The 12,906-nt window shown below is 70.6% G+C and carries 14 protein-coding genes; 7 read left to right on the top strand and 7 right to left on the bottom strand.

The features are described 5' to 3' along the window. The first annotated feature begins 74 nt into the window (after positions 1-74). Both BM393_RS09525 and BM393_RS09520 read left to right on the top strand, forming a co-directional pair. Entirely contained in the window at positions 75-785 is a 711-nt protein-coding gene (locus BM393_RS09525) for a response regulator (protein WP_091724534.1), read from the top strand. Beyond that, entirely contained in the window at positions 782-1,909 is a 1,128-nt protein-coding gene (locus tag BM393_RS09520; RefSeq protein ID WP_091724533.1) for an ATP-binding protein, read from the top strand. The genes BM393_RS09525 and BM393_RS09520 overlap by 4 nt, the downstream gene beginning before the upstream one ends. On the opposite strand, the gene BM393_RS09515 is transcribed toward BM393_RS09520, so the two are convergent. From BM393_RS09515 to BM393_RS09505, 3 genes are all read right to left on the bottom strand, one after another. Continuing rightward, a complete protein-coding gene (locus BM393_RS09515) occupies positions 1,883-2,977 on the bottom strand; it encodes a glycosyltransferase family 4 protein (protein ID WP_091724532.1) in 1,095 nt (364 codons plus the stop codon). The two genes, BM393_RS09520 and BM393_RS09515, sit on opposite strands and share 27 nt — an antisense overlap. 85 nt (positions 2,978-3,062) lie before the next feature. Continuing rightward, complete coding sequence (locus BM393_RS09510) at positions 3,063-4,067, bottom strand: tripartite tricarboxylate transporter substrate binding protein (RefSeq protein ID WP_091724531.1); 1,005 nt, start codon at positions 4,065-4,067, stop codon at positions 3,063-3,065. 119 nt (positions 4,068-4,186) lie between these two features. Further along, entirely contained in the window at positions 4,187-5,260 is a 1,074-nt protein-coding gene (locus BM393_RS09505) for a tartrate dehydrogenase (protein ID WP_091724530.1), read from the bottom strand. A gap of 143 nt (positions 5,261-5,403) precedes the next feature. Here BM393_RS09505 and BM393_RS09500 point away from each other — a divergent pair, with 143 nt between their 5' ends. The 3 genes from BM393_RS09500 (at position 5,404) to BM393_RS09490 (ending at position 7,643) form a co-directional block, all read left to right on the top strand. After that, a complete protein-coding gene (locus tag BM393_RS09500) occupies positions 5,404-6,369 on the top strand; it encodes a LysR substrate-binding domain-containing protein (protein ID WP_254783311.1) in 966 nt (321 codons plus the stop codon). Between the two features lie 109 nt (positions 6,370-6,478). Further along, entirely contained in the window at positions 6,479-6,685 is a 207-nt protein-coding gene (locus BM393_RS09495) for a hypothetical protein (RefSeq protein WP_091724529.1), read from the top strand. A gap of 172 nt (positions 6,686-6,857) precedes the next feature. Then, the gene (locus tag BM393_RS09490; protein ID WP_091724528.1) at positions 6,858-7,643 is read left to right on the top strand and encodes a tellurite resistance TerB family protein; all 786 of its coding nucleotides are present in this window, start codon (positions 6,858-6,860) and stop codon (positions 7,641-7,643) included. A 58-nt stretch (positions 7,644-7,701) separates the two neighbouring features. On the opposite strand, the gene BM393_RS09485 is transcribed toward BM393_RS09490, so the two are convergent. From BM393_RS09485 to BM393_RS09475, 3 genes are all read right to left on the bottom strand, one after another. Further along, positions 7,702-8,811: an S-(hydroxymethyl)glutathione dehydrogenase/class III alcohol dehydrogenase gene (locus BM393_RS09485; protein ID WP_091724527.1), complete on the bottom strand. Its 1,110-nt coding sequence runs from the start codon at positions 8,809-8,811 to the stop codon at positions 7,702-7,704. Positions 8,812-9,004: 193 nt separating this feature from the next. Further along, a complete protein-coding gene (locus BM393_RS09480; protein WP_091724526.1) occupies positions 9,005-9,787 on the bottom strand; it encodes an SDR family oxidoreductase in 783 nt (260 codons plus the stop codon). 35 nt (positions 9,788-9,822) lie between these two features. Continuing rightward, positions 9,823-11,001, bottom strand: coding sequence for a zinc-dependent alcohol dehydrogenase (locus BM393_RS09475; protein ID WP_091724525.1), 1,179 nt, complete (start codon positions 10,999-11,001; stop codon positions 9,823-9,825). Positions 11,002-11,243: 242 nt separating this feature from the next. Here BM393_RS09475 and BM393_RS09470 point away from each other — a divergent pair, with 242 nt between their 5' ends. Then, positions 11,244-11,705 (top strand): DUF421 domain-containing protein, encoded by a 462-nt coding sequence (locus BM393_RS09470; RefSeq protein ID WP_091724524.1) that lies wholly within the window; start codon positions 11,244-11,246, stop codon positions 11,703-11,705. Positions 11,706-11,753: 48 nt separating this feature from the next. Here BM393_RS09470 and BM393_RS09465 read toward each other — a convergent pair whose 3' ends face one another. Next, complete coding sequence (locus BM393_RS09465) at positions 11,754-12,272, bottom strand: hemerythrin domain-containing protein (protein ID WP_091724523.1); 519 nt, start codon at positions 12,270-12,272, stop codon at positions 11,754-11,756. Between the two features lie 161 nt (positions 12,273-12,433). On the opposite strand from BM393_RS09465, the gene BM393_RS09460 reads away from it, so the two are divergent. Continuing rightward, positions 12,434-12,895 (top strand): hypothetical protein, encoded by a 462-nt coding sequence (locus BM393_RS09460; RefSeq protein WP_091724522.1) that lies wholly within the window; start codon positions 12,434-12,436, stop codon positions 12,893-12,895. Positions 12,896-12,906: the final 11 nt, after the last annotated feature.

The raw sequence follows: 12,906 nt of genomic DNA, 5'->3' as shown, positions 1-12,906 counted from the left end.
GCGTCGATGGAGGCCGGGCTGAGGAACTGTGGAGATTCGATGGAGCGGCGATCGCCGGAGGAGAATCCGCGCCCATGACGGATGCCTTCACCAGTTCCCTCGTGCTCATCGTCGAGGACGAGCCCGAGATCGCCGACATCCTCCAGGCCTACCTGGAGCGCGAGGGCCTGCGCACCGCGCGCGCCACCGACGGCCGGCGCGCGCTGGAGCATCACCTCGCGCTCAAGCCCGACCTGGTGCTGCTGGACGTGCAGATGCCGCTGCTGGACGGCTGGCAGGTGCTGGCCGCGATCCGCCAGCGCGGCGACACGCCGGTGATCCTGCTGACCGCGCTGGACCAGGACGTCGACAAGCTGACCGGGCTGCGCATCGGCGCCGACGACTACGTCGTCAAGCCCTTCAACCCGGCCGAGGTGGTGGCGCGCGTGCAGGCGGTGCTGCGCCGCGCGGGCCGGCCCAGCCGCCCGCCCGCGCCGGTGCTGCGCGTGGCGCCGTTCGAGATCGACCTGGAGAACCATGTCGCGACCGCCGAGGTCGGCGGCCTGCCGCAGCGGCTGTCGCTGACGCTGACGGAGTTCCGGCTGCTGGCCGAGATGGCGCGCCATCCGCGGCGCGCCTACAGCCGCGCCGAGCTGCTCCAGGCCTGCCTGCCCGAGGGCGACGCGCTCGAGCGCACCGTGGACAGCCACGTCAGCAAGCTGCGCCGCAAGCTCGAGGACCTGGGCGTCGAGGGCGTGCCGGCCAGCGTGCGGGGCATCGGCTACCGCTTCCGGGAGGTCGAATGAATCCCGCGCCGGCGCGCCGGCGGGCGGAGCTCCCTGCCGGCGGGCTGAGCCGGCAGATCGTGCTGTCGATGACGATGGTCGCGTTCTGGCTGACGGTGCTGGTGATCAGCACCTCCTTCGCCTTCTATTACGTGCTGTCGCGGGTGCAGCCCGAGATCATGGAGACCGACTCCATGGCGTTGACGCCGCCCGAGATCGTCTGGATGGTGCTCACCACGATCGCGGCGATGGCGGGCGCGGCCTGGGTCGCCTCGCGGCTGGCGCGGCGCATCCTGGTGCCGCTGAACTCGGTGGCCGACTGCATCCAGCAGGTCGCCGCCGGCGACCTCAGCGCCCGTGCCGTCGGTGGTGACCTGTCGCTGGGCGAGGCCTCGCGGCTGGTCGAGGACTTCAACTCGATGGCCGACCAGCTCGAGCGCGTCACCCAGGAGAAGGCGCAGTGGAACGCCGCGATCGCGCATGAGCTGCGCACGCCGGTGACCATCCTGCGCGGCCGCCTGCAGGGGCTGGCGGACGGCGTCTTCGAGCCGTCCGAGGCGCAGTTCCGCAAGCTGCTGTCGCAGGTGGAGGGCCTGTCCCGGCTGATCGACGACCTGCGCACGCTGGGCCTGTCCGAGAGCGGCCACCTGCACCTGCAGATCGTCGAGACCGACCTCGCCGAGGAAGTGCGCAAGGTCGTCGACGTCTACGAGCACGCGATGGCGGCGGCGGGCCAGCGCGTCGTCCTCGACCTGCCGCCGGGCCGCGCCCACGTCGATCCGGTGCGCCTGCGCCAGGTGCTGCTGGCCCTGCTCGAGAACGCCCGCAAGTACGCGGTGCCGGGCGTGGTGCGCGTGCATGCGGGCGTGAGTCGCGGCGTCTGCGTGCTGCGCGTCGAGGACGAGGGACCGGGCGTGCCCGCGTCCGTCGCGCAGCGCGTCTTCGAGGCGTTCTGGCGCGCGGAAAGCTCGCGCTCGCGCGACAGCGGCGGCACCGGATTGGGATTGGCGGTGGTCGGCGCGATCGCGCGCGCGCATCGCGGCCACGCGGTGTGCGTGCCGTCGCCGCTGGGCGGGACGGCGATCGAGCTGACCTGGCCGGACACGCCGGCCGAGGGCTCAGGCGTAGGAGCCGCCGAGCGCTGACGTTGACGTTGGCATCGACGTCGGCATCAGCGAGCGATAGAAGGCCTCGATGCGGGCGACCGCCAGGTCCCGGTCATAGGGCGACAGGTCATAAGCGACGCGTGACCGCACCCGGCCATGCCCCGGCAGGCGCAGGCCGCGGATGCTCGCCTGCAAGGCCGTGCCCAGCGCGGTCACGTCCTCCACCGGCACGAGCGTCGCCGGCGCGTCCGACAACAGCTGCTGCAGCCCGTTCGTGCGCGTGGCCACGATGGGCAACCCGGCGCGCATCGCCTCCAGCACCGCCAGCGGCAGCGCCTCCTCGCGCGAGGGGGAGACGAACAGGTCCATGTCCTCCAGCACCGCGTCGACGTCGTCGCGGAAGCCGAGGAAGTGGATGCCGGGATGACCCGCGGCCAGCCGCTTCAGCGCCCTCGCCTCCCGACCCTCGCCGAGGATGGCCAGCACCGCGTGGCCCGGCGCATGCCGCGAGAACGCCCGGATCAACAGATCGACCCCCTTGCTGCGATGCAGCCGGGCGACGGTGCCGACGAGCACCTGGTCGTCGGCCAGCTTGAGCTGCTCGCGCAGGCCCGGCCGCGGCGGCGCTTCGCCCGGGGCCTTGGGCTGATCCGATCGCGGCGGCCAGTTGTAGATCACGCGCGCCGCGCCGAGGTAGTCGCCGAGCGAGTCCCACTGCGCCTGGTTGACGCAGATCAGGCCGTCGAGTCGCTCGTGGTGATGGGCCTTGTAGCCGACGTGCAGCGTGCCGAAGCGCAGCGCCGCCTTGCAGCGGGCGACGGTCTTGCAGGCGGGGCCGAGGTGGCCGTGGCAGAGGTCCGCGCCCAGCCGGCGCAGCAGCGCATCCAGGCGGGTGCCGCGCCACAGCGGCAGCGCCAGCACATGGTGGTCGACGCCCGCCGGCATGGCGCGGCACAGCGCCGTGCTGCCGCGGGTGACCACGTGGACGCGGTGGCCGGCCGCGGCCTGCGCGGCGGCGAGGTCGAGCGCATGCCGTTCCGCGCCGGCCAGGCGGGACGAGAAGACGACATGGACGATGGTCAGCGGAGGAAGTGAGGGGGAAGCCATGGCGCCCAGTCTGGGACGCCTGCATGGACCCTTCGTGGACGGATCGTGGAGAGATGATGGAGGGCTCGGCCCACCCCGGCGGCCCTCACTCGATCTGGACGTTCGCGTCCTTCACCAGCTTCGCGAACCTGCTGGTCTCGCTGCGGATCTGCGCGGCCAGTTGCTCGCTGCTGCCACCGGTCGGCTCGGCGCCGATCTCGTCCATGCGCTTGCGGAACTCCGGCGCCTGGATCACCTTCACCATCTCCGCGTTCAGGCGGGCGACGATGTCCCGGGGCGTCGCCGCCGGCGCCAGCACGCCGAACCAGGTGCCGATGTCGAAACCCTTGAGCCCCGCTTCCTCCAGCGTCGGCACGTCGGGCAGCGCGCTGGAGCGCCGGGCCGTCGTGACCGCCAGCGCGCGCAGCTTGCCGGCCTTGATGTGCGGCAGCACCGGCGTGATGGTGTCGAAGGACATCTGGATCTGCGCGCCGAGCAGGTCGGTGGCGAGTGGGCCGCTGCCCTTGTAGGGCACGTGCAGGAGCGTGGTGCCGGTGGCGTTCTGGAACTGGGTACCGATCAGGTGCTGCGCGGTGCCGTTGCCGTTGGAGCCGTAGCTCCATTGGCCTGGATGGGCCTTCAGCGCCGCGACCAGCTCGGCCACCGACTTCGCCGGCGTCGCGCCCGCATTGACGACCAGCACGTTGGGCACCAGCGCCAGGCCGGTGATCGGCACGAAGTCCTTCTGGAAGTCGTAAGGCAGTTTCTTGTAGACGCTGCTCGCGATCGTGTGGTGGACCGCGCCGATCAGCAACGTGTAGCCGTCCGGCTTGGCCTTGGCGACGTAGTCGGCTCCGAGCGTCGCGCCCGCGCCGGGGCGGCTCTCGACGATCACCGGCTGGCCCAGGCTCTGCTGGAGCTTCTCCGCCAGCGCGCGGGCCAGCACGTCGGTGGTGCCGCCGGCGGGGAAAGGCACGACCAGGGTGACCGGCTTGGTCGGCCAGGGCTGGGCGAAGGCCGCCGGTGCGAGCAGCGCGGGCGCGGCGACGGTCAGGCCGATCGCGGTGGCGAGCAGCGCGCGTCGGGCGCGGTGGAGGGTCGAAAGGCTCATGGGGTCTCCTGATCGATGGCTCTGGGGCCACTCGGGCGGGTGCGGCCCTCACCCCTGCCCTCTCCCGCAAGCGGGAGAGGGAGCAAGACAGGTGAGCGGCTGCGCGGTGCGACGTGGTGCTATGCGGCGTGGCGGAGCGCGGCGATCACTGCGGCGGTGACATCGGTGGTCTTCGCCTGGCCGCCGAGGTCGCCGGTGTGCAGCGCCGGATTGGCGGTCACCGATTCGATGGCGTGCATCAGGCGCCGGGCGGCGTCGTCCTCGCCCAGGTGTTCCAGCAGCATCACCGCGGACCAGAAGGTGCCGATCGGATTGGCCAGGCCGCGGCCCATGATGTCGAAGGCCGAGCCGTGGATCGGCTCGAACATCGAGGGATAGCGGCGTTCCGGGTCGATGTTGCCCGTCGGCGCGATGCCCAGGCTGCCGGCGAGCGCGGCCGCCAGGTCGCTGAGGATGTCGGCATGCAGGTTGGTCGCCACGATGGTGTCCAGCGTCGCCGGCTTGTTGACCATGCGCGCGGTCGCGGCGTCGACCAGCTCCTTGCCCCAGGTGACGTCGGGAAACTCCACGGCGACCTGCGCGGCGATCTCGTCCCACATGACCATCGCATGGCGTTGCGCGTTGCTCTTGGTGATCACCGTCAGCAGCTTGCGCGGCCGCGACTGCGCCAGCTTGAAGGCGAAGCGCATGATCCGCTCGACGCCGGCGCGCGTCATGACGGACACGTCCGTCGCGGCCTCGATCGGATGGCCCTGGTGGACGCGGCCACCGACACCGGCGTACTCGCCCTCGGAGTTCTCGCGCACGATCACCCAGTCCAGGTCGCGCGGTCCGCAGCGCTTGAGCGGCGCGTCGATGCCAGGCAGCACGCGGGTGGGCCGCACGTTGGCGTACTGGTCGAAGCCCTGGCAGATCTTCAGCCGCAGGCCCCACAGCGTGATGTGGTCCGGGATGTCCGGGTCGCCGGCCGAGCCGAACAGGATCGCGTCCTTGTCGCGCAGCGCCTCCAGGCCGTCGGCCGGCATCATCTCGCCGTGCGCGCGGTGCCAGTCGCCGCCCCAGCCGAAGTGCTCGAAGTCGAAGCGGAAGCGATCGGTCGTGGCGGCGAGCGCCTCCAGCACCTCGCGGCCGGCGGGAATGACTTCCTTGCCGATGCCGTCGCCGGGGATCGTGGCGATGCGATAGGTCTTCATGGGAATGGGTCTCCGGTCTCGTGTCCAAAGCGGCCTCAGGTGAGGCGTCTCGGGATCGACTCTAGGGAACGGCGACTGCCATGGATCGCGGCTACATTCAAGCCGTCCTTAACCTGGATTCAACAATCGGAGGGGCCATCGGCATGGCATCCAAGACCTCGCCGCGCAGGGAAGCCGCGGCCATGCCCGGGGCGGCGATCGCACCGGCGGACCTGAGCTTCTTCTCGACGCTGTGCAGCGCCGGCAGCCTCAGCGCCGCCGCGCGCGAGCTCGGCATTACCACCGCCGCGGTGAGCAAGCACCTGTCGCAGATGGAGAGCCGGATCGGCACGCCGCTGCTCAGCCGCACGACGCGCCGCATGAGCCTGACGCAGGAAGGCGAGCTCTACCTGGACCATGCGCGGCGCATCCTGGCCGCGATCGACGACCTGCAGGAACTGCTCAGCGCCAGCGGCGGCACCGCGAGCGGCCTGCTGCGGGTGAACGCGACGCTGGGCTTCGGCCGCACGCACATCGCGCCGCTGATCTCGAGCTTCGCGCGCCAGCATCCGAAGCTGCAGGTGCAGCTGCAACTGTCGGTCAATCCGCCGCCGCTGCACGAGGACGCCTTCGACGTCTGCATCCGTTTCGGCCCGCCGCCCGATGCGCGGGTCATCGCACGGCGGATCGCGTCCAACCGCCGGCTGCTGTGCGCGTCCCCCGCCTACCTGGCGAGGCATGGCACCCCGAAGACGCCAGCCGAGCTGGTGCGTCACGACTGCATCGGCATCCGCCAGGGCGAGGAGGCCTACGGGCTGTGGCGACTGAGCGCGCGGCGCGGCCGCAAGACGGTGACCGAGGCGGTGAAGACGCGCGGCGCGCTGACCACCAACGATGGCGAGATCGCGGTGAACTGGGCGCTCGACGGTCACGGCATCCTGATGCGCGCGGAATGGGACATCGCGCGTTTCCTCGCCAGCGGGCGCCTGGTGCAGGTGCTGCCCGACTGGGAGACGCCGGACGCCGACATCTATGCCGTCTATCCGCAGCGCGTCCAGGGAACGGCCCGGGTCCGGCAATTCGTCGAGCATCTGGCGCAGGCGTTCGGAGCGCTCATGCGCAGTCCATGAGCCCGATGCGCCGGTCTGTCGCGCGATGGCCGCATGACGCCGCGGCCAGCGCTATGGTGCCGCCCTGCCGCGTCGACCCGGCGCGGTGTTGCGAACCAAGGAGTACGTCATGAGTTTCTTCGGCCTGTTGTGCTGGCTGGTCCTGTTCGTGCTGTGCTGGCCGCTGGCCTTGCTGGCGCTGGTGATGTGGCCGATCGTGTGGCTGCTGACGCTGCCGTTCCGGCTGATCGGCCTGAGCGTCGAGGCGGTCTTCGCCCTGCTCAAGGCCATCCTGTTCCTTCCAGCCCGGGTGCTGGGCTGGCGCGAGACGCGCTGAAGGGCTCCGCCGCGGAGGCGCGGCGACATCGACGGCCACCATGCCCTAGCATCGACGGCCGCGACGATCAAGACCGCCGGCCCGTCGTCTCCCGCAGCCCCATGGGGTCTTGGGGATGCTGTGGCCCGGCCTCAACTGGCAGGCTTTCGCTTCACATGACAAGGGGCAGACGATGAGCGCACATGGACTTCTGGACCAATTGCTGAGATCCGGACGTGACCTGCTCGAAGGCCGCGGTGGCGGCATGAGCCGCGGCGGATCGGGCGGGCTCGGCGGGCTGGGCAGCCTGGGCGACCTCGCCAATCTCGGCGGCCTGGGCAAGCTGGGAGCCGGCGCCGGTGCGGCCGGCGTGCTGGGTGCGCTGCTGGGCAGCAAGCGCGGCCGCAGCTACGGCGGCAAGGCCTTGAAGTACGGCAGCATCGCGGCGCTCGGGCTGATGGCCTACAAGGCCTACACGAGCTGGCAGGCGCAGCAGCAGGCCCAGGGGGCGAGCGCCTCGGGCGGCGCAGGCGCGGCACGGCCGGGCGGATCGACCGCTTCGGCGACGTGGACGCCGGGCGCCGTGGCGGCTGAACCGCGCACGCTGGACCGCGTGCCGCCGGCGGAGGCGGAGCAGCACAGCCGCGCGGTGCTGCTGGCGATGATCGCGGCGGCCAAGGCCGACGGTCACCTCGACGACCGCGAGCGCGAGCTCATCGAGAACGAACTGGCCCGCCTGGACGGCGATGCCGAGCTGCGCCGCTGGCACGAGGACGCGCTGCGCCGGCCGCTCGATCCGGCGGCCGTGGCGCAGGCGGCCACGACGCCGGAGATCGCTGCCGAGATGTACCTGGCGACCCTGCTGATGGTCGACGAGACCAGCTTCATGGAACGCGCCTACCTCGACGAACTCGCCCGGCAGCTGAAGCTGCCCGACGGCCTCAAGGCGCAGCTCGAGGCGCAGGCGCTGCAGTCGTGACGCCGGCGCGCCGGCCGCCCGCCGCCGATCGCGGCGAGGGCCGGCGGCTCGCTCGCAATCAGTAGTGGACGACGGAGCGGATCGACTTGCCTTCGTGCATCAGGTCGAAGGCCTCGTTGATGCCGGTCAGCGGCATGGTGTGGGTGACGAAGGGCGCGAGCTGGATGTCGCCGCGCATCGCCTCCTCCACCATGCCGGGCAGCTGCGAGCGGCCCTTCACGCCGCCGAAGGCCGTGCCCTTCCAGGTCCGGCCGGTCACCAGCTGGAAGGGGCGCGTCGAGATCTCCTGGCCCGCGCCCGCGACGCCGATGACGATGGACTGGCCCCAGCCGCGGTGCGCGCACTCCAGCGCCGCGCGCATCACGTTGACGTTGCCGATGCATTCGAAGGAATGGTCGACGCCCCAGCCGGTCATCTCGACGATCACCTGCTGGATCGGCTTGTCGTGGTCCTTCGGGTTCACGCAGTCGGTCGCGCCGAAGACCTTGGCCAGCTCGAACTTGGACGGGTTGGTGTCGATCGCGATGATGCGGCCGGCCTGCGCCAGCTTCGCGCCCTGGATCACCGCCAGCCCGATGCCGCCCAGGCCGAACACGGCCACCGAGTCGCCGGGCTGCACCTTGGCGGTGTTCTTCACCGCGCCCAGGCCGGTGGTCACGCCGCAGCCGAGCAGGCAGACCTGCTCCGGGTTCGCCTCGGGATGGATTTTGGCCAGCGACACCTCGGCCACGACCGTGTACTCGCTGAAGGTCGAGCAGCCCATGTAGTGGTAGACCGGCTGGCCCTGGTAGGAGAAGCGCGTCGTGCCGTCGGGCATCACGCCCTTGCCCTGCGTGGCGCGCACGGCGACGCACAGGTTGGTCTTGCCGGACTTGCAGAACAGGCACTCGCCGCATTCGGCGGTGTAGAGCGGGATGACGTGGTCGCCGGGCTTGACACTGGTGACGCCCTCGCCCACCTCGACGACGATGCCCGCGCCTTCGTGGCCGAGCACGGCAGGGAACAGGCCTTCCGGATCGTCGCCGCTGAGCGTGAACGCATCGGTGTGGCAGACGCCGGTGTGGGTGATCTTCACCAGCACCTCGCCCTTGCGGGGCGGCTCGACATCGATCTCGACGATCTGCAGCGGCTGGCCGGCTGCGAAGGCGACGGCGGCACGGGATTTCATGAGGAGGCCTTTCGGAGGAACGGAATGAGCACGCGCCCCGGAGGGCGCGACGATGCGGGGCAGTCTATACCCCGAGCCTTCCGGGCGCGCCTGCGCGCCGCCCCCAAGTGCGCGCCGCATGCGCCTCGCGCACGACAGCCGCCTTCCGGCGCGTTCCGTTCCTCTTTCCGCTGTGCCCGGCCTGCCGGCCCGCTCAAGCCTTGCCCGGCTCCGCCATCCGCCGATGCTGCTCGGCCAGCACCTCGGCCGGCGTCACGTTGGCCAGCACGGCCTGCAGCTTGTTCTTCCAGCCGGCCACCACCGCGCTCTCGCCGTCCTCCATCGCCTCGTAGCCGGTGCGCGCGACCTCCTCGGGCGGCTGCTTGCGCTGCGTCCCGACCTTGGTGTCCGTCAACTCGGCGCGCTCGAAGAACTCGGTGTCCGTCGGCCCCGGCATCAGCACCGTGACCGACACGTTGGTGTCCTTCAGCTCGTTGCGCAGCGCATAGGCGAAGGAATCGATGAAGGCCTTGGTGCCGTTGTAGACCGCCTGGAAGGTGCCCGGCATCAGGCCCGCGATCGAGCCGGTGATCAGGATCTTTCCGGCATTGCGGTCCCGCATCGACCGCCCGACGCGCTGGATCAGATCGAGCGTGCCGGTGATGTTGGTGTCGATGACATGCCGCACCGCATTGAAGTCCTGGTCCAGGAAGGCATGGCCCAGGCCGTGGCCGGCATTGGCCAGCAGCGCGTCGACCGGCCGCGCCGCCAGCGCCGCATGGAGCGCGTCCACGCCGCCGGGCGTCGCCAGGTCGGCCTCGATCGCCTGCACCTGCGCGCCCTCGGCCTGGCAGGCGGCGACGGTGTCGTCCAGCGGCCGGTCCGCGGCGATCAGCAGGTCGTAGCCATGGCGGGCGCATTCGAGCGCGAGCTCGCGGCCGATGCCGCTGGACGCGCCGGTCACGACGGCCAGCGGCCGTCCGGAGGTGTCGTTCATCGTGGACTCCTTGGAAACATGGATCGGAAGACGGCTCAGCTGAACCCGAACGGCGTCAGCACCACCTTGCGGCAGTCCTCTTCCTTCTTGTTGAAGATCTCGTAACCGCGCGCCGCCTCGACCAGCGGCATCCGGTGGCTGACGATCAGGTCGGGCTTGAGCTCGCCGCGCTCGATGTGGCGCAGCAGCTCGGGCATGAAGCGCTGCGCATGCGTCTGGCCGCTGGTGAAGCTCAGCCCCTTCTCGAAGGCGTCGCCGAACAGGAAGCCGTGGATGAACCCGGCATAGACGCCAGGCACGCTGACGATGCCGCCGCGGCGCGTCGCCGCGATCGCCCAGCGCAGCGAGGTGCCGCTGGAGCCCTCGAGCTTGAGCGTCGACAGCACCGTCTCCACCGTGCTGCCCTTGGCCTCGAAGCCGACGGCGTCGATCGACGCGTCGACGCCGCGGTGGTCGGTCTGCTCGATGATGAAAGCCGCCGGATCGTCGATCTGGTCGAAGTCGATCGGCAGCACGCCGTAGGTCTCCTTGGCGAAGGCCAGCCGGTAGGGATGGTGGTCCACCATGAAGATGCGCTCGGCGCCGAGCAGCCGCGCGCTGGCCGCCGCCATCATGCCGACCGGCCCGGCGCCGAAGATCGCGATCGTCGAGCCCGCCGTCACCTGCGCGTTCAGCGCCGCCTGGTAGCCGGTGGGCAGGATGTCGGACAGGAAGAGCACCTGCTCGTCGCTCAGCTGCGTGTCCGGGATCACCAGCGGGCCGACGTCGGCCTTGGGCACCCGCACGTACTGCGCCTGGCCGCCGGGATACCCGCCGTACAGGTGGCTGTAGCCGAACAGGCCCGCGCCGGCGCGGATGTCCTTCTTGTTCAGGATCGCGCCGCGGCCGGGATTGGTGTTCTCGCAGGCAGCGAACAGCTTGCGGCCGCAGAAGAAGCAGTCGCCGCAGGAGATGGTGAAGGGCACGACCACCCGGTCGCCGCGCCGCAGCTTCGTCACGCCGCGGCCGACCTCCTCCACCACGCCCATGAACTCGTGGCCGAGGATGTCCCCGTCCTTCATGTCGGGGATCTTGCCGCGGTAGATGTGCAGGTCGGACCCGCAGATCGCCGTCGCGGTGACACGCAGCAGGATGTCGTCGTCGGCGGCGAGCACCGGATCGGGCACCGTCTCGACGCGCACGTCATGGGCACCGTGGTAGGTCAGGGCAAGCATGGGAAGCCTTTCTTCATCGATGACAGCGGGGTTTGCACCGAATCCGGCAACCGCAGGGCCCGCCGCGAGCGGGCTTCTTCCAGGCCAGCGGCGCCTCCGATCAGCACGCCGCGATGCGGGTCGGCATTCGCTGCCGACGCGTTGACGGCAAGGAAGCGCGTCCCCGCCGCCCGGCGGTGTTGCAGGCACCGCCTTTGCCTCGACGAGGTGTCGCCGAAAGGCGCTTCGGAGCGATGGATTCGATGTTCGACCTGCAAGTCAGTCCCTGGGAACTGCTGGCGCGCGCCGCGCTGATCTACTTCGCGCTGCTGATCATGGTGCGGCTCTCCGGCAAGCGCACCGTGGGCCAGTTCACACCGTTCGACCTGCTGGTGGTCATGCTGCTGAGCGAGGCCGTCAGCAATGGCCTGAGCGGCGGCGAGGAATCGGTGACCGGCGCCTGGATCGTGGCTGGCGCGCTGATCGTGATGAACGGCCTGATGGGCTTCTTCGGCTCGCGCAGCCGGCGTGTCGAGCGGCTGCTGGAGGGATCGCCGGTGCTGATCGGCCGCGATGGCCAGTGGTTTCCCGAGGTGATCCGTCGGCACCGGCTCAGCGACCTGGATGTCGAGAAGGCGCTGCGCGAAGCGGACTGCTCGCTCGCCGACGTCAAGATCGCCATCCTGGAGAGCGACGGCAGCATCAGCATCGTCCAGAAGAAGTGAGCTGCCGGCCACCGCGAAGCGGGCCCGCCCCGGGCCCGCCGCGGACGTTCAGTGCGTCTGCTGCTCGGCCATCAACTCGTCCTTGCGCTGCTGCAGCCGCTCGCCGAGCTCGGCCAGGTCCAGCCCGGCTTTCTTCGCCTTGGGGAACATCTCGTTCTGTTCCTCCTTGACGTGGTGCTTGACCCACTCGCTCATGACCTTGACCTTGGCGTCGTAGTCCTCGCCATCGGGCTCGACGCCCTGCACCGCCGCGATCAGGTCCTTGATGCTCTGGTGCTCGACGCGGGCCTCGGGGACCAGCTCCTTGTCCTTCAGCGCGGCCTGCACCTCGGGATAGAAGATCTCCTCCTCGATCTGCGCATGCACCGTCAGGGCCGTGCAGATCTGGGCGACGAGCTGCTGCTTCTTGGCGGCCGAGCGCGACTTCTCGAACTGCTCGAAGAGCTCGCTGACCTCCTTGTGGTCGGCGCGCAGCAGGGCGATGGCGTCGGGCGTCTTCGTCCGGGCCGTGGTGGCGCGCCGCGCGGTGGTTTTCCGGCTCGAGGCCGCGGTCGTGGAAGAAGGCATGGGGATTCTCCTGGCTGTGGATGTGCTGGGATGACGCGCCACACGGCGCGCCGGAATCTCTCGATGGCAAGCGTGATGCCCAGCATGCCGGGCACGCGCGGCGCGGGTATGCGCCTTGCTGAACGAAGGTCCGACTTTTCCTTCCCCCACCGGACACCCCGATGAGCAGCCGCTTCCTGACTCCCGACCTCGCCCAGGCCGCGCTCGACGCGATCACGCCGGCGATCGCCGCCCAACTGGCCTCGCCGGAGGTCAGCGGCCTCGGCGTCCTGCACCTGGTCGTGCTCGATCCCTCGGTGCCCTGCGGCGACGGCGCCTCCGAGCCGCGCGTGCTGCTGGAGCACTCGATCGGCGACCGCGCCCGCTGGGACGTGGACTACGCCGACTACGCCCGCCGCAAGGCGCTGCTGTCCTGGCGCCACCGCATGGACAGCCGGCGGCTGCAGCTGCTGGAGCCGCACCGCCTGAGCACCGACGACGCGGTGCTGTGGGGCGGCGTCTGGCTGGACGGCCTGGTGGTCGCCGCCAGCGGCGCCTTCCCGATCTGGGACGAGTGCTTCTCGATGATGGCCGCGGCCCAGCTGCGCGCCCGCGCCTGGATCGCCGCCGAAGCAGCGCGCTGACGCGCCGCGCC

It is taken from the genome of Mitsuaria sp. PDC51 (assembly GCF_900113225.1).
GTDB lineage: Bacteria > Pseudomonadota > Gammaproteobacteria > Burkholderiales > Burkholderiaceae_C > Roseateles.
The sequence above is the reverse complement of the archived record's forward strand: the minus strand, read 5'-3'. Positions and strand labels throughout refer to the sequence as shown.